The sequence below is a fragment of the Ilyomonas limi genome, from assembly GCF_005233845.1.
Taxonomy (GTDB): domain Bacteria; phylum Bacteroidota; class Bacteroidia; order Chitinophagales; family Chitinophagaceae; genus Ilyomonas; species Ilyomonas limi.
Map to the genome: position 1 here is coordinate 1 of NZ_SZQL01000003.1, position 18,247 is coordinate 18,247.

12 protein-coding genes and 1 pseudogene are annotated in these 18,247 nt (G+C 39.5%); 10 read left to right on the forward strand and 3 right to left on the reverse strand.

Annotated features, from left to right (window positions below; all coding sequences use genetic code 11):
- Positions 1 to 183: NYN domain-containing protein (locus tag FC093_RS05040; protein WP_137260670.1), on the reverse strand; the 183-nt coding region annotated here is incomplete at its 3' end.
- 231 nt (positions 184 to 414) lie between these two features.
- On the opposite strand from FC093_RS05040, the gene FC093_RS05045 reads away from it, so the two are divergent.
- The 6 genes from FC093_RS05045 (at position 415) to FC093_RS05070 (ending at position 14,672) form a co-directional block, all read left to right on the forward strand.
- The gene (locus tag FC093_RS05045; protein WP_137260671.1) at positions 415 to 2,418 is read left to right on the forward strand and encodes a T9SS type A sorting domain-containing protein; all 2,004 of its coding nucleotides are present in this window, start codon (positions 415 to 417) and stop codon (positions 2,416 to 2,418) included.
- A gap of 564 nt (positions 2,419 to 2,982) precedes the next feature.
- On the forward strand, positions 2,983 to 6,165 hold the full coding sequence (locus FC093_RS05050) for a SusC/RagA family TonB-linked outer membrane protein (protein WP_137260672.1): 3,183 nt from the start codon (positions 2,983 to 2,985) through the stop codon (positions 6,163 to 6,165).
- A 38-nt stretch (positions 6,166 to 6,203) separates the two neighbouring features.
- Positions 6,204 to 8,039: a RagB/SusD family nutrient uptake outer membrane protein gene (locus FC093_RS05055; RefSeq protein WP_137260673.1), complete on the forward strand. Its 1,836-nt coding sequence runs from the start codon at positions 6,204 to 6,206 to the stop codon at positions 8,037 to 8,039.
- Between the two features lie 247 nt (positions 8,040 to 8,286).
- Positions 8,287 to 10,422: an alpha-galactosidase gene (locus FC093_RS05060; RefSeq protein WP_170970998.1), complete on the forward strand. Its 2,136-nt coding sequence runs from the start codon at positions 8,287 to 8,289 to the stop codon at positions 10,420 to 10,422.
- 299 nt (positions 10,423 to 10,721) lie between these two features.
- Complete coding sequence (locus FC093_RS05065; RefSeq protein WP_137260675.1) at positions 10,722 to 12,722, forward strand: glycoside hydrolase family 97 protein; 2,001 nt, start codon at positions 10,722 to 10,724, stop codon at positions 12,720 to 12,722.
- Positions 12,723 to 12,824: 102 nt separating this feature from the next.
- Positions 12,825 to 14,672 (forward strand): glycoside hydrolase family 2 protein, encoded by a 1,848-nt coding sequence (locus tag FC093_RS05070; protein ID WP_137260676.1) that lies wholly within the window; start codon positions 12,825 to 12,827, stop codon positions 14,670 to 14,672.
- Between the two features lie 550 nt (positions 14,673 to 15,222).
- Here the strand turns inward: FC093_RS05070 and FC093_RS23685 are convergent.
- Together FC093_RS23685 and FC093_RS05075 are read right to left on the reverse strand one after the other, a co-directional pair.
- Entirely contained in the window at positions 15,223 to 15,378 is a 156-nt protein-coding gene (locus FC093_RS23685; RefSeq protein WP_170970999.1) for a hypothetical protein, read from the reverse strand.
- Positions 15,379 to 15,975: 597 nt separating this feature from the next.
- Positions 15,976 to 16,251: a hypothetical protein gene (locus tag FC093_RS05075; protein WP_137260677.1), complete on the reverse strand. Its 276-nt coding sequence runs from the start codon at positions 16,249 to 16,251 to the stop codon at positions 15,976 to 15,978.
- Positions 16,252 to 16,389: 138 nt separating this feature from the next.
- Between FC093_RS05075 and FC093_RS05080 the strand changes: the two genes are divergently transcribed.
- The 4 genes and pseudogenes from FC093_RS05080 (at position 16,390) to cls (ending at position 18,241) form a co-directional block, all read left to right on the forward strand.
- Complete coding sequence (locus FC093_RS05080; RefSeq protein WP_137260678.1) at positions 16,390 to 16,575, forward strand: hypothetical protein; 186 nt, start codon at positions 16,390 to 16,392, stop codon at positions 16,573 to 16,575.
- 198 nt (positions 16,576 to 16,773) lie between these two features.
- A complete protein-coding gene (locus FC093_RS23995; protein WP_206106513.1) occupies positions 16,774 to 16,935 on the forward strand; it encodes a hypothetical protein in 162 nt (53 codons plus the stop codon).
- A gap of 16 nt (positions 16,936 to 16,951) precedes the next feature.
- Positions 16,952 to 17,329, forward strand: a complete 378-nt coding sequence (locus FC093_RS24000) for a phospholipase D-like domain-containing protein (RefSeq protein WP_206106514.1) — start codon at positions 16,952 to 16,954, stop codon at positions 17,327 to 17,329.
- Positions 17,330 to 17,398: 69 nt separating this feature from the next.
- A pseudogene (cls, locus tag FC093_RS24005) lies at positions 17,399 to 18,241 on the forward strand (cardiolipin synthase).
- Positions 18,242 to 18,247 lie beyond the last annotated feature (6 nt).

Consider the following 18,247-nt stretch of genomic DNA (forward strand, 5'->3'; position numbering starts at 1 on the left):
GATAGCCAGTTCATTCAGGCTGCTTTTCCAGTTGTTCATGCGTGGAGTGGTCCAGTCGCCATACACTCTTCGTATGGTTACCTTGCCATATTTGGAAGCTTCTGCCAGTACCAGCGAAAGTAACTTAGCCGAAGCATTATCGCCATCTATCAATAAAGCAATCTTATGCGTTCTTGTATCCATTCAATAACTTATTAGCTCTAAAGTTACCTCAATTAATATTAGACTCCTGAAATTGGAAGAATGCAGTATAATAACCGCTTCAGGTTCTTAAAATAAGATTTCATTTATAAGGCTACTTTAATAACCTATATCTTATTTTAATCTATATCTCCTTTATTTAATCTGCATTTCATTTTCGCTGTCGCTCCTGCAAGTACTTTTGCTGCATCCAATATCAAAATCTCCTACATAATGAAATGCTATTTACTCTTGCTTTTTAAGAGCAGTATCAGATCTCCTTATCCGCAATTTTACACATCCAAAGAGGCTCCATGTTTTAATCGTGCAGTTGTAAACAAAAGAAACCGGCTATCAGCAGGATTAAGTGTTTTTGCAACACTATTTTTTTTAATACTATCTGCACACTCAAAAGCACAAATTACAGATGTTACCACTTTTCCTTTAAACGACTATTTATATACCACAAGCGCTAGTCCGTACCCTTTAGTAAATAATGATAAATTAAATGCAATAGATAAATCTAAGTTTGTAAACGTAATGGACTATGGTGCCAAAGGCGATGGGAAAACATTGGATGATAATGCCATTGCGAATGCTTTTAAAGCTGCACAATATGGTGTGATATTTCCTTCCGGAAAGACCTTTATTGTAAGTAAAACATTGAAAGTTGTTTTAACCCACGATCTTACTGTATATGCCTATGGCGCTACCATTAAAATGGCGGCATTTTCCCGGTACAGTTTTTTGTCGCTTGAATATCTATCGGGCAGCTATCATAACACGGTTATCTGGCTTGGAGGCACATTAAATGGTAATAAAAACAAACAATCCTGGCCGGGCTCACCCACTGGAAATAATGCCTGGGCAGAAGATCATGGAAGGTTTGTAGGCGTATCCTTTGCAGAATTTGCGCTGTTTAAAGATGTTACGGTTATCAATACGGTTGTTGATGGAATTAGCATTGAGGCGTGCAAGCTGGGTGTTATTGCAGATAGCAAGGCAAGTGGCGGAGCACCGCTTCAATATAATCAGGTACAGGAGCAGGGTACTTATTTTAAGTTTACGAGGGCAGGTTTAAAAACATGTTACTTCCTCAATCTGACTTGCGACGGTGGTTCTATTGGCACGCACGTTTCTTATCCGGAGAATGCTACAATGGACAATGAAACGGTATCGGTACACGTCAATTGCAAGTTTTACAATCAGGTTCAAAATGCTATTCATATAGAGGATTGCTACAAAAATTTCTTTTATAACTGTACGGTTGGCGCTGATACGGGTTATCAATACCACCCAAGCGTACACCTTTCCAACAGAACAGGTATTGTATCTATAAAAAGTTGCCAGTTTACAAATGCAAGGGTAAATTTCAACCAGGCATCCAGCTTAAAACTTGGAATTATAGACAGTTGCCAATTCGTATCTGAGTTTAAAAGTTTTGCTTCAACACTAACAACATTTATAGAAGGAAGGCCGACTGTATGTATTAATAGTACCTTTTCGGGGAGAACATCATCGAAATACCAGGGAGTATTAAAAAATATAAGGAACTGTACATTTACCAATTTTGATTCTCTTGCAGTTTCAGGCGGATATGCTTTAGATAGCTGTACGTTTATAAGTGGGATAAAACCTGCTTCCTTAGCTAAGGGTGGCTTTGTACTAAGCAGTACGTTTACAGATGTTCAAAATACACTTTATAAAAGCACACCTGCAAATGAAGATTGGAAAAAAGTTTACCTGAGTTATATAGATATTCTTAGTGATACAAAGCAGTATTTAGGACGTATTACCTGTGGCTCCAATGCTACTCAGAATAAACTGGCTTCAACCACTACCGCTAAAGCAGCGGCCTTAAACAGTGGCGATACAAACAGGCATTATGGGTGCTTTACTTGTGGCATTGATAGTACTAAAAGTAAAATGTCTTTTATTACTTCGGGCGGGGCAGCATTAAGTAATAATAGTACTGGTTTGCAAAGCCAGCAACTACGCTTATACCCTAACCCGACTGCGGAGGTGCTGCATGTGACATTGAACGATAAAATAGCCGGTAAAACAGTATTAAATATCTATGATCAGCAGGGCCGTTTTGTACAAACCAAAACTGTATATAAAAACACATCCGTATTGGTTGAAACACTTAATGTAAACAGTCTTACAGCAGGTGCTTATGTGTTGCAAATCCTCAACGAACAACAACCAGCCTCGATGAGGTTTATTATAGCAAGATAAATTGCAAGTGCAAGCCAAGCATCAGGCAACAAAGAAGTGAACTAAAGTATCGATATAAACATGATTATATGATAAATTGAATTGAGAACTTTATGTTTCACTTCTATTCCAACGTAATTCTTTTGTAACTTTTCCGGGAGCTTTCTGAATTTGAATATACATTGCTTCCCGCAAAATAATGCTTACCTCACGGGGCAAAATCAAAGGTAGTTTGATTTTGCCCCGTTTTTTATTGCTCCCTTTAATAAGCACCATCTGCTATCCGGATGATCATCCTGGTAAAGTGTGCTTCCGGCTTTACCCTGTAATATGTATTCGTTAGAAAAGTCTTTGAACTTTGAGGCTGTAAATTGAATAATAATGGTGAACCCGCTGAATTTGTAAAAGATAAAGATTCACCTCAATTAAATTTCTCCTTTCTCCACCACAGCCATCTCTTGCAAGCCCAAATTCGGATGTTTAAAAAGCATACGTAATAGCAAAATAAGTAAATTTTTCTGCCTGCAGAGTATGCTACTTTTATCTTCTGCAAACTATTACTACACGCTTATAATCAATTTGTATATGAAAAGAGATTGCTGCTTTACAAAGCTATTATCCAGTCTTTTTCTGTTGCTCTTACTTTCGTTCTGTATCCAAAACAAGGTGCTTGCGCAAGGAATAAAAGCATCAGCCAGAACGGTAAGAGGTGTGGTGACCAACAGTAAAGGCGACCCGCTATCGGGCGTAAGTGTACTGCTCAAAGGAAGCACTACAGGCGTAGCAACCGACGACGCAGGCAGGTATGCCATTAATGCTACCGATACCTCCTTTCTGGTATTTTCTTACATAGGCACTACCACGCAGGAAATACCAGTGAATGGTCAATCGGTTATTAATGTAAAGCTGGAAACCGACAATAATGCCACTACGCTCAACGATGTAGTAGTAGTAGGTTATGGCACCCAGCGAAAAGTAAACGTGATTGGCTCCGTAGTAACGGTAAATAGTAAAGACATTACGGCTGCACCGGTATCTAATGTATCCAATGCCTTAGCAGGCAGGCTACCCGGCGCCATAATACAACAGTCCAATGGTGAGCCAGGCAAAGACCAGGCTACTATTACCATACGTGGCTTATCTACGCTTGGTAATAATACTCCATTGGTTGTAGTAGATGGCATTCCCGGAAGAGATATGAACTCCATTAATCCCAATGATATTGAAAGTATCTCTGTATTGAAAGATGCCTCTGCAGCTATTTATGGTGCAAGATCCGCAAATGGTGTTATTCTCATTACTACCAAAAAAGGCAGGGAAGGTGCTCCGCTGGCAGTGAACTACAGTTTTTACCAGGGCTTTCTGCAGCCAACCGAGCTACCCAAAATGGCAGATGCTGCTACCTATGCCGAGATGATACGCGAAGTACAAACGTATGCGGGGGTAGATGAATCGCAAATGAAATTTTCGCAGGATGATATTGATAAATACCGCTCGGGAAAATATCCCTGGACACACCCCAACACCAACTGGTTTGATGCGGCTTTGGCAAACTGGAGCCAAACCTACAACCATAATGCATCTATCATCGGCGGCAGCAAGGTCGTAGATTATTTTGTGTCGTTTGGTACGCAGCACGACGATGGTATCTTTAAAAATTCTGCCACCAACTTCAACCGCTACAATATCAAAGCAACTTTTAATGCAAAGGTGAATGAATACCTTACAGTAGGTTTGAATGTACTGGGCACACAGGAAAACAGGGATTACCCTTCGGTAAGTGCAGGCTTTAACTTTGATGGCGCGGTAAAAAGCTTGCCTACTTCGCCTGCCGTGTATCCCAACGGACTTCCGGGACCAGACATTGCCTACGGGCAAAACCCTGTGGTAACCGCTTCCGACCAGACAGGTTTTGACCAGGAAAGCCGCTATATAGCCAACAATACTTTTAGTGCTTCGCTCAAAGTTCCCTGGGTAGATGGGTTGATATTATCCAGCTATTATGCGTATGATATTAACATTGGCCAGCGTAAAGTATTTCAAAAACCCTGGACTTTATATCAATTGGATGAGCCTGCCTATCTCGCCGCCGGCAACACCGGTGTAGAAGATGGCTCGGCTTTCTTGGTAGGTTCATTAAAAGGCACTTCAGAGCCTAACCTCAACGATTATTACGATGACTCTAAAACAAAAACATTCAACTTTAAGGTAGATTATACAAAGCAATTGGGCAATCATTATGTAAGCGCATTTGCCGCCGTAGAAACCTCGGAGTATAGCGGTAAAGGTATTGGTGCATTTCGCCGCTATTTCATCAGCGACCAACTGCCTTATCTCTTTGCCGGTGGCGACGCAGAGAAAAACAATTCGGAATTTGTAAGCATAGATTCCCGAGTTAATTATTTTGGAAGAATTTCTTACAATTATAAAGAAACGTACCTGCTGCAGTTTTCCTTCCGCAGAGACGGATCCATAAGATTTTCAAAGGAAAGCGGACGTTGGGGTAATTTTCCAAGCGTACTGGCAGGCTGGAATATTTCAAACGAAGAATTCTGGAAAGAGGGCGTACCCTTTATTAACTTTCTTAAGCTAAAAGCTTCATGGGGGCAGTTGGGTAATGATTTGGTAGCCCCATTCCAATATTTACCATCTTATGGATATAGCACCGGCTATGTGGTTGGAACAGACAGAACGTACGCCACGGGTCTTAGCCTCAGCGGTGCGCCCAACCCCGGTATTACCTGGGAAGTAGCCAATGTTTATAATGCTGGCTTTGAATCGTTTTTATTCAAAAATAAAATCACCTTTAATGCCGATTTCTTCTATCAGCGCCGTAATAATATTCTTGTTCACCGCAATGCTTCGGTGCCCAATTATACCGGCATCCAACTGCCTGATGAAAACTATGGTATTGTAGAAAACAGGGGCTTTGAAGTGGTACTCGGCTATAACGACAAAAGTGGCGATTTCTCCTACTCTATCAACGGCAATCTTGCTTTTGCCCGCAACAAGGTAGTTGAGTTTGATGAGCCTGCAAGTCAGGTTCCCTGGCAACATTTAACAGGTCATCCGCAAGGCACCGAATTGTTATATAACGCCATTGGTATTTTCAGAGATGAAGACCAAATCAACAAAACACCACATGTGCCGGGTGCAATACCGGGCGATATTATCATAGAAGATTATGATAAGGATGGGGAAATAACTGCCAATGACCGTATCTTATTTCCCAAGACCGTTAATCCTGAAGTTACATATGGTATCAACTTTAATCTGCAATACAAAAACTGGTCGTTAACCGGGCTCGTGCAAGGCGCAGGCAATGCCATGAGAAGAGTATACCAGGAATTACAGGGCTTTGCCGGAAACTATTTTGCTTACGATGCCGAAGGCAGATGGACACCGGATAACATTGATGCGAGCAAGCCACGTGCCTTTGATAGAATTGATGCTTACTGGAGAAATAATTATCTGACAGATTATTCCTTCCAGAATGAAGCATATGCACGCCTTAAGAATTTACAGCTTGCTTATACCTTTCCACGAAACCTCATTAGTAAAATACGTCTTAAAGATGCACAAGTGTACCTGTCAGGACAGAATTTATTTCTCATCTATTCAGGTAATAAAATTATTGACCCGGAAGTAGGCGGCATCAGAACAGTTACCGGAACGGCGGCTAGCGGCTTGCCCGATCCTGCAACTGCCGGTGTAACAAATTATCCTATTATGAAGGTGTTTACCATTGGTGCAAGAATATCGCTGTAAATTGTTAGTTATTTGTTTATTTCAAAACAGAACATCTTATGCAACTCAATAAATCTTACCTCCTGCTGCTGTTCTTGCTGGTGCTTATTTTACCGGCATGTAATAAAATACTCGACAAAACCCCACAGGATAAATATTCTGATGCTCTCATCTGGAGTGATATTAACCTCGCAGACCGTTACCTGCTGGATAATTATAATACTACTATTACCGGTGGCTTTGGTTATCTTTCCACTGCATCTATCACTGATGAGTCGCACGATACACACAACTTTGGTACCGCCAATTACCTGCAGGGAAATATTACTTCCAGCGATCCGACGCCATTTGGTATCTGGGCTTTTGGCTATACCGAATGGACCAACATGTACAACACTATTCAAAAGCTGAATACTTTTCTGGCTAATATTGAAAGGGTGCCTGCTTCCTACCCCGAAGCGCAGCAAGGTACTATACAGGCACAGGCAGACAGGATGAAAGGCGAGGCTATGTTTTTGCGCGCTTTCTGCTATCATCAATTAGCGCGCAACTATGGCGGCGTTATTCTCGCAACACAACCTTTCCAGATTGGTGATGATTATCTTTCTGTTGAACGTTCTACATTCCAGGAGACGGTTGATTTTATCGTTTCGCAATGCGATTCTGCCGCGGCCCTGCTTGGTGATAAAGCGGATATGGAAATGGGACGAGCCACTAAAGGTGCTGCGCTGGCATTGAAGTCGAGAATGTTATTGTTTGCAGCCAGCGATTTAACTGCTGACGGCACCGCCGAGAATGAGTATGTAGGCTATCAAAATCCTGACAGAACAGCACTGTGGACAGCCGCAAAAAATGCTGCAAAAGCAGTGATGGATTTAGGCACTTACCAGCTTGCCGATTTTGGTGCTCCCGACCAGGCAGCCGTAGCTACTAATTATTTCAATTTTTTCAAAGCAAAAGACTTATCTAACCCCGAAGTGATATGGGGCAAAATGTTTTTGAAGAACGTAGGCAGCCGAAACCAGATTAATCTGATTAATGGCACTAATGGTTTTGTAATGTATGGTTGTAATGCACCCACCGGCAACCTCGCAGATGCATTTCAAATGGCAGATGGCTCGCCCTTTACAGATCATTACACCGTAGATAACAATGGCTATTATCGCAACATTTCTACGAAGTACCATTCGGAAAATATGTACTATAACCGCGAGCCCCGCTTTTATGCAGAGATATTGTACGATAGCGCTATATGGCAAAAACGTTATGCCGATCTTGCACCTAGAGATCCGCTGGGTATTTACGACAGACGCACACGTGTTACCATAAAGGGCGGTGCAGAAGTAAGTAAAATACCTGGCATTGATACCCGCCAGGGACCGGTTGACGGTGATGATGGCACTTATACCGGCTATACCTTTAAGAAGTACCTGGATGATGCAGTATATGGTACAGAAACAAACAATAATGAGAATGCCTGGTTTGAGTTCCGCTATGCAGAAGTGTTGTTGAACTATGCGGAAGCATGCATTGGATTGGGGCAATTAGATGAAGCGGCTACGTATATCAACATGATCAGAAACCGTGCTGGCTTGCCCAACTTTACCGGAGATATTACCGCTGCATTGCGCTACGAAAGAAGGATAGAATTTATTTATGAAGACATCCGTTTTTACGACATCCGGCGCTGGAAAATATTAGATGAGGCATTGGTAGATGCTACCGGTGTGGATATTGTACAAACCACCAATTTAGATAACAATACGACCACTACTACCTGGCGCCAGATAATTGTGCAGCAGCGTGGCACCACCGACAAAAAAATATATTGGGTACCCATCCCGATTGATGAAATAAACAGGGCACCACAACTGGTGCAAAATCCGGGTTATTGATATGGAGCGGTTTATTATACTGTTTTAGCCAATCAGGACCATTAAAGGAGTGTATATTAATGAACAAGATGATTGCTTGAATAATTCATGAATTAAATCACCACTTGTAGATAACAGGTCATCGTAGCTATTACACAGAGCAGGTAATTGAGTACACGCCAGGCTATTACCAACATACATACGTACTATGAAGGCATACAAAACAGCATTCCTTTTTCTTATATTAATACTTGTATCAGGGATCTCCATGACTTTAATGGCACAGGTTCCAAAACAAATTACCAGTTCACAAGAATATGCTGGACAATTAGACCGGATAGGAAATGATTTATGCGAGATAGCTTTAAGTAATGCTAATGATATTTTATGGACTTTTCATCTCAAGCAAGGGCAAGACACACTACGTATCCATGCGCCGGTTTTTGAAGTGGATGGTAAAAACATAACAGCAATGGTTTCTACATTCAATAAAAAACCAACGCTTCAACTTCGTAATGGCGTTATTCAATATACGTTTGAGGGGCCTATTCTTGCTGATCCAACCATTCAATTAAGCATCCTTTTTCGTGTAGCTCCCGATAATCCCATCATCAGGTTTCAATACAGCTTACATACTACGGGAAATCACAATCTTACGAAGTCAGAGGGGAAAGATAATTTTACCTATTGTGCTACTTCTTTAAAGAGCTTCACCAATATCAAAGAAATCCGGCTTTCAGAATTTAACGACAAATACCACGCTTATACGCTTGAGGAAGCATCTGTAAATAACCGGCATTTTGAAGATGATTTCTCAGCTATGGGACCTATGATTGTTTTTTCCGATGCGGAAGAACAATTCTTACTTGCTTATGAGCATGGCTCGCAATTGCCAAATCGTTTTCTGGAATTTCAGTTTCATCCCTTACGCGATGTATCACTTCAGGCAGTTAAATCAAACTACCTGAATAATCAACCATTAAACGATGAACATTCCTATGAAACACTCTGGTTTGAAATCGGCGGTGCAAAAGGCAACCAGTCCGCCCTTCAAAAGTATTACAGGGACTTTATGCTTCATTATATTACTGAAAACATGGAAAGCCGCAAACCTTATATTTTTTATAATTCATGGGGAAGACAGGAGCGCGACAAAAATGTAAGCGGGAGTTATTTAAGCAGCATGAACCTGGCTACTACACTTAAAGAAATAGATATTGCTCACCAGATGGGTGTAGATATTTTTGAGATAGATGCAGGATGGTTTTCAAAAACAGGTGATTGGCAGGTAAATACTTCTTTTTTTCCGGACAGCCTGAAACAGGTAAAAGCAAAATTAGATGGATATGGTATGAAACTGGGCTTATGGTTTAACCCTACCGTTGCGGCTGTTGACAGTAAACTACTTGCAGATAATCTTTCCTCCGTGATGAGTTGGAAGGGTGAAAAGAGCAAACCGAGACTAATATGGGAAACCAAAGAAAGCGTTAACCTATGTTTGGTAAGTTCTTATTGGGAGTCATATGCCGATAACTTGATGGATATAATAAAAAAATTAGGAGTCACTTATATTTATTGGGATGGTGTGGGTTCTTATGGATGTGACGACCCAAATCATTTTCATGGTACCTCCGGAAACAGCGAAGAGGAAAGGGCTGAAAGTTATGCTTTTCAGTTGCCCATTTACATGTCGAAAGTAATAGATAAAGTGTGCAAAGCATATCCCAATACTATTTTTGATTTTGACGTAACGGAACGAGACCGCTGTGTGGGTTTACAGTTCTTATCGTCAGGAAAGTTTTTTTTCATCAATAATGGTCCTTACTATGCTAACTATGACCTCGCTCCTGAAGGTAAAAGTCCTTTAAAAAATGGCAACACTAATATATTTGTCAATCCTGGTCCCGCACGCGGCTGGTTTGCCCGGTCTGTTTTAAACTACGACCAATGGATTCCTTCCATTTTGCTATTTGCCCCATATATGTCGGATGAGCCAAAAAACTCGCAAACGATCAATATCGCTTCTTTGATATTAGGCGCTAATGGCTTATGGGGTGAACTTATGAAAGTATCTCCTGAAGGCATAGCTTATTTTAATGAAGTGTTAGGCATATACAAACAAGTAAAAAATGATATTACTGAAAGTAGCCTTGTGAAACAGGGGGAAACAGGATCGAGCCCGGAGATATATGAAAAGATCAATGAGCAAACAGGCAAAGGTGTAATAGTAGCATTTGCTAATGTTCCCGGAACCTACACGTATATTTCACAGAATAAAGTAGCAAAAGATAGCTGGAAAAATGAAGGCGTCCAGGTTTCATTTGATGCAAAAGGAAGAGCTGTTTTACAGATGACGTTTGATAAAAGTGGCGCCAAAATGGTATTCTTTGGAGCAAAAGAATGATTTTAAAAATGCTGTGGGGAGCCTTAAATTAAAGATAGATTTGAGAAGCTATTTAGTATTGTGATAATATAGATAAGCTTAAAAGATTAGATCAATTCGCAATGCTGTAATGCTTGTAAGTATTGTTAGAATAATTTCTTACAGCAAGTGGTTGTCTTCTTTTTTTCTTTCAAGAGAAAAAGTGACAAACAATAACTTCCTGTATGACTGTTTACACCCGTTGATGAATGAAATAAACTTATGTAACAGCGTACTTTCTATAAAAAACAAAAACTATCAGAAATCACCATCTAAATATTATGAAACATAAGAAACAATATAAAAAGAGAAGTTATTTACTACCATTATTTTTTATCCTTATTTATTGCAATGCCTGGAGTAAAGATACTTTACAGGTAGTTTCTCCTTCGGGCAATATTGCAGTGAAGGTTTGGATGGGTAAGCAGTTGCAATATCAGATTCTATATGATAATAAAACCATTCTCGCACCTTCATCAATAGATTTTTTATTAGACAAAAACAGGTCTCTTTCTTACAACAATACTATTAAATCGTCTTCTATAAAAAAAGTCAGGGAACAAATTATCTCTCCGGTTCCTGAGAGAAGAAGGGTGATACCAGATGTATATACTATTTTATCTATTACATTCAAACAACCCTATAAGGTTGATTTCAGGGTGTATGATGATGGAGTTGCTTATCGTATTTCAACTATGTTTAAAGATTCCATTTATGTAAATAATGAGGTGGCAGCGTTTGCTTTTCCCGGCACTCCATCTGCTTATTTTCCACAGGTAAAGAAGCGGGAAGATGCTGATATCTTTCATACCAGTTTTGAAGAGGAGTATCCACTGAGAAGAATAGATACCATTGCCGATGGCGTTATCGGTTATTCACCTATACTTGTTGCTCCCGAATCGAACCCTAAGATTGCCATCACAGAGTCTGATTTGGAAGATTACCCCGGCATGTTTATCGGCGGCACCGGCTCTTCTACTTTAAAGGGCGTATTTGCAGGGTATCCACTTGAAGAAAAATCTACAGATGCGCTTTATTCACAGATGGTTGTTACTAAACGGGCTCCTTATATTGCAAGAACTTCCGGTACAAGAAGCTTTCCGTGGAGAGCGTTGTTGATTGCTAAAGAAGATAAGGATTTACCTAATAATGACCTGGTGTATAAATTAGGTGCACCATCGAGAATTGGTGATGCTTCTTGGGTGCAGCCAGGTAATCTTACGGATGAATGGATTATTGATATTAATCTTTTCAACGTGCCTTTCAGGGCTGGTCTTAATACAGCATCTTACAAGTATTATATTGATTTTGCAAAGCGGTTCGGCTTTGACCGTATTATGATGGATGCCGGCTGGAGCGACAATAACGACCTGTTTAAGATAAATCCGGATATTAACATGGATACGCTTGTTGCTTACGCGAAAGAAAAAGGTATTAAAATAAGCATGTGGACCCTGTCAAAAACACTTGACAGGCAGTTGGACAGCGCGCTGGATCAATTCAATAAGTGGGGCGTTAATTTTATTATGACCGATTTTATGGACCGCGATGATCAGAAAATGGTAAACTTTTATCACCGGATAGCAAAAGCCTGCGCGGAGCATAAAATTATGATCATGTATCATGGTGCTTTTCCTCCTAAAGGATTCAACCGCACTTATCCCAATGCAGTAGCAAGGGAAGGCGTGCTGGGTTCAGAATTTAATATGTGGAGCAACAGGATAACGCCGGAGCATGACGTAACACTACCTTTTACCCGCATGCTCGCCGGTGGCTTTGATTATGAGCCGGGATTACTTAATAATGCTACAAAAAAGGTTGTAAGACCTATTTCTGGCACTGTAACCAGTCCCGGCACACGTTGCCATCAACTTGCCATGTTTATCGTGTATGATAGCCCGATGCAGATATTTTCGGGTAATCCATCTGAAGGAATGCGCGAACCGGAATTTATGGAACTGCTTGGAAACCTTCCAACCTGTTGGGATGAAACGGTCATTACAGATGCGAAGGTTGGAGCGTATATTGTTTCAGCAAGACAAAAAGGCAATGATTGGTTTGTTGGCGGAATGAGTAACTGGACGGAAAGAGATGTGATTGTAAAATTTGATTTTTTGGGAGAAGGAAATTATACAGCAACAATTTGTAAGGATGGCATCAATGCAGACCGGTATGCAGCAGATTATGTGCTGCAGAAAGATGTGCAGGTGAAGAAGAATGACGAAATGAAAATTCATCTGGCGCCGGGAGGTGGATTTTTAATTAAGCTCAGCAAACAATAAGACTTTTTGAAAGCCAGCATATTTTGTGGCCGGCGTTTTCATGCAGGCGAATAAGTTAGTATTGTTATGTACGTTGAACTATTATAAATCACCATCAATATTATGGATAGAAGAGAAGCCTTGTGCGAATTAGGAACGTTGCTTGGCGCAGCTATTATTCCCGCTCATTTACCAACACCGGATGCAAGCTCCGCGAAACAAAATACAGATGTAACGAGTAACTCTTCCAGAAAGAGAAATGTGCTGTCTGAAAATTGGAAATTTGGGGCAGATATTAAGGATATTGGTGAAAAGGAGCATTGGTTTAAAAAAGACTTCAACGGCTGCGACTGGGGCAAGGTACAGGTTCCCTTTCCCTGGGATTGTTATGAAACCGCACTGTGGCAATATGAAGGTATTGGCTGGTACATGACCACCATACATCCGGATGATTTTATCAACAATAAAAGAAATAGTATCCTTTTCCACAGGGTGATGTATTACAGCAAAGTATGGCTCAATGGAGCATTTATTGGTGAGAATATTGGCGGTTACCTTCCTTTTGATTTTAATATCACCCATCATCTGAAGCCGGGAGTAGAGAACACGTTAGTATTGAGAGTGGATAATAAGCCAAGACCGGAATGGTTGCCGGGTGCTAAACAAATTGAATGGATCCAGTACGGCGGCATATTAGGCAAAGTAGAGCTGATAAATACAGCATATACTTACATAGAAGATCTTGCTATACGGACTACACTTAAAAACGCGGGAGCGCTGATCAGTTGCATCGTCAACGTAGCCAATGAAAGCAATGATGCTTCCGAAATGAAACTGGATCTGGCTATAGCAAAAAAAGAAGTTATTATCAGTAAAACAGTGGATATCCGGCTAAAGCCAAACAAAAACACTACGGTGAATATAGATCTGGCTTTGGATAATCCGGATGTATGGTCGCCTGATAGCCCGGCATTATATACCGCAACAGCAACCCTGAGAAAGAACGGCGAAATTATTGATGACTTAACCGAGCGCTTCGGCATCAGGGAATTGCGTGTTGAGGGTACTTCCATTATGTTGAACGGTAAACCGATTCATATAAAAGGGGTAAACCGCTACGACGATTATGACAGATACGGCCCGGTGGTACCCGAAAAGCTTTTACGTGAAGAACTGGCATTGATGAAAAGTATTGGAATAAACTTCATACGGATGCATTATCCTCAGTCGCCCAATTTATTATCACTGTATGATGAATACGGCTTTATGGTGATGGAAGAGAATACGATGTGCTGGTGGGGAGTAAACTGGTTTGGTGAAGCGACGCAAAGTGCAGACATTCTTCAATTTGCTAAACCTGCTCTTACAAAAATGATTAAGAGGGACAAGAATCATCCTGCAATCGTTTTCTGGAGCATGGCGAATGAATCTGCCACAGACAATGCGGTGGGAATAAAGGTAATGCGCGATCTGCTAACTCAGGCAAAAGGGATTGACCCTACCCGCCTGGTAACATTTGTTGTCAACGGAAGTCCTAAAGCGCATCTTGCCTTTGATCAGGCCGATATTGTTTGCATCAATAAATACCCTGGTGTATTTGGCGATACAACCTGCAATCATTTTTCGGATATTGAAAGATTGGGCTATGAACCTTTAGTAAAAGAACTTAAAGAACATCGGAATAGCTTCACCAAGCCCATTGTTATTACAGAATTTGGAACGCAGGGAATAAAAGGCATTCATGGCGATATTTCCTATTCAGAGGAGTTCCAGGCTGCATATATAGAGCGGATATGGGAGGGGATTAAAAGTGTTCCCGGTATAGCAGGTGGCGTGTTATGGTGTTGGGCCGATTACTTTCACAGAAAATATTTCATTACTTACGCCGCCTATGGTCCTTACGGTGTGGTTACAGTTGACCGGAAAGCCAAGCAATCTCTTGAAACATTGACACGAATGTATAAAGCGTAGGATATGATCTTTCGATTATAGTTTTAGTGATTGTGTAGTCAGAACATAAATAAAATTACATACTTCAATAACAGATACTGCTATTTCACTGCAGCATCAGAATCGGCTTAAAGAAAAATATGGTTCAATGGACTTAACACATGCAGGAGAAGTTGATTATTGCGAAACAGGAGGCAAAAATGTGTTACTTACAGAACAATACAGAAGAAAGTATTTACCTGTTATACATAAAAGTGCAGGAACAACTTTACATCTTCCTGTAAAGTAATTTGAGTTTTGGTATCAGCTTTTAAACGTTCTGCTATCATACCTGAAGATTCTTCCTGCACTTTTATGGATGTAAAATAGTTATAGTTATAATATTGAGACAATTGCTTGTATCCGGCAATTATTTAAAAGTAGGATAACACATCAAACTGCACGATATTTTGGTAGAACAATCAGCTTAAATTGTTTTTATATATTATTAAAATTATAAAGCGCTGTATTATAAACATCTTTTTAAGATAATAGGAATAGCTGGTTTGAATTACTTCTTTAAAGTATAAGCTTAGAGCATTAGTGTAGCATTATTTTCATTTATAGTATATAATTTAAAGTTGTTACTATTTTCAATGCCATTATCATCCAAAGTACTCACTGATGGAATATCCAGTATTAAATTTTCTATATCCTGGTCTGTAATGGGCACCTCAGGATGTTCCATGTGGTATTTTATCAGTTGCCTCGGAGTGAACCGGATTATGTTACTATTTTGGTTGTACGATGTAGTATCTGCACTGCTTTTCATGGCGCAAATTTAGTGGATACAAACGCTAAATAATATCATTTGCAGGTTTCTTAAAAAAGACAGCATCAGGTGTCTTGGCGTTGCTGATGTTTGCTTTACATAAAAAATGAAGAGAATGCTTATTAAAAAGCAGTCTAGAAATTTTCTTGCGATTGGTTTATAATACTACAAAAAATTAATATGTCTCTAAAGGATGGTTTAAGATTGAAGCTTTTTACAGGCACCATATTCTAAGTATCCCAACACTCAACTTGTAAACACCACCTTTAGTTTTGATGATACTTATAAACCCGATGTTTATTTGGTAGAGGCATAAGAGTAATGAACCAAAATTGCCTCACCTGATAAGGCAATAACTTTAATTGTAATTAAACTAATAAACAGGTTGCCTTACTGTAGAAGGCGACTTGTTTTTAAATTTTCGCTGCATAAAACAGTGATGAATAGCGGCTTAGTAAGCAATTAAGAGCCTTATTTATTAAATCATTTCAGGTATCGTAACTTTAGCTGTCTTCACCTTTTGGTAACTTTTGCTTTTTTAGCAGATAAATTTTTTGTGCTTGCTGCTTTGCCAGCATCGGCTTTCTTCTTTGCCCTTTTCAGTACAGCATCGCTGTGGATGCCTTGGAGCAATACTTTCACTGCTTTTTTCAACCGGCGGCTAAATTTCTTATCACCCAGGGTAACCTTCATTTTGGGAAGGGCAATTTGTAATTTATCAGTTATGGCTTTCCTCATCTCCTTTTTGCTATGGAGCACATTTACTTTCGTTTGATTATTGCCGGCCATTGGTTTATAATTTAAAATGATAACACAAATTTAATATTGAAAACCAGCTTTCCATTTTAATTCTTTAGTTTAATTCAATTCATTTACACTTATCAGTGATGATGTACATATCTACTATCCGCCTGCAATAATGATGGGATGCCAAGAAGATTTAGCGGCTTTTCATTAAGCGCTTTTATTATAACCAACAAAGTACTGCCGGAGCTTGATAATGGCAAACAGGCATGGATATTTCATGGTGATGTATTTGACATAACCATACAGCATTCTAAATGGCTGGCAAAGCTAATAGGCAACAGGTTACGATATATTAATCCTCATTAACGGTTTCGTCAATTTCATATCAGAGGCGGTATTTCTATAGTTAAGGCTTTATTATTCCTGCTTTTCCTTGCTAAGAAATAATTCTTTCAAGCTGCTATTTTATTATTATCTTTTCCATCATAGTACAAGGGCTTACAATTACTAAAGTAGTTTAAACAGTAGTAAAAAACAAAGCAGTGTCTCACTAAAAAGTTCAATATGAATTGGCTGCTTATTTATGAGATTGCTTACATTGTTATTCTTATCCTGGTATGTTTACGTATTATTTATGATACCCGAAGCACCATTAAAACGCTGGACTATCTGCTGTTTACAATTTTTGTTCCTTTTGCAGGTATGATATTTTCTTTTCGGGATTAATTACCGTAACAAAAAAATGTACAGCAAAAAACTTTACGAAAATGAAGACCTGGCAAAAAAATTAAAAGAAGATTTATATAAATATTCCAAGCAAACCTTTAATGAAAGCGATGCTACTGTTCAAAGCAATAAAGAATTGGCCTATATGCTGGTAAGGGATACAAACAGTCCTTTAACTGCAAATAATGCTGTAAAAGTTTTGGTGAACGGAGAAAATAAATTTCCTGAAGTGCTGGAAGCATTAAGCAAAGCAAAAAATCATATTCATATTGAATACTACATTTATGAAGACGGCGAAACAGGAAGGGCAATTGAAAAACTCATCATTCAAAAAGCAAAAGAGGGCGTAACAGTCAGATTTATTTACGATGATTTTGGAAGCCGTTCAATTTGAAGAAATTTAGTGCACCGGCTTAGAGCCAATGGTGTAAAAGCCTTTCCTTTTTTGAAAATTTATTTTATTTTGAAAATTTATTTTATTGCCTTTGCTAACCGCCTTAACTACCGTAATCATCGAAAAATAATTATTGTAGATGGAAACACTGGTTTTGTTGGTGGCATTAACGTTAGTGACAGGTATATCAATAAACCTGGTGATACAAAACTTTTCTGGCGGGATACTCATTTGCGTATTGATGGGCCGGGCGTGCAATATCTGCAATATCTTTTTTTATGCGATTGGAACTTTTGCGCCAATAAAAAATTACAGCCTGACCAATTGTTTTTTCCGAAGGAAGATAAAAATGTGCTGCGTGATAATAAAGTGGTTCAGATAGCAGCCAGTGGTCCTGATTCTGAAACACCAACTATTTTATTTTCAACTTTACAAGCTATAAACCTGGCGACAAAAGAAATTCTTATTACAACTCCTTATTTCATTCCCGGAGAAAGTTTGCTCGATGCGCTTATTATTGCTTCTCTTGGTGGTGTTTCGGTAAAGCTGTTAGTGCCCGGAATATCGGATTCCTTCCTTGTAAACTTTGCTGCACGGTCTTATTATAATGACCTGCTAAATGCAGGCGTTGAAATTTATCAATATACCAAAGGATTCGTTCATGCCAAGACGTAAGTTGCAGACAAAAAGATTGCGATTGTTGGCACAGCCAATATGGATTTCAGGAGCTTCGATTTAAACTTTGAAGTTAATGCGATTGTTTATGATAGTGATATAGCCAAAACGCTCACTGAAGTTTTTTACGAAGATTTAAAAGAAGCAGAAAGAATTGATGCGGCAGCCTGGAGCAGCCGTTCTATATATAAGCAAATGCTTGAAAAAACAGCAAGGCTTGTATCACCGATGTTATAACTTTAA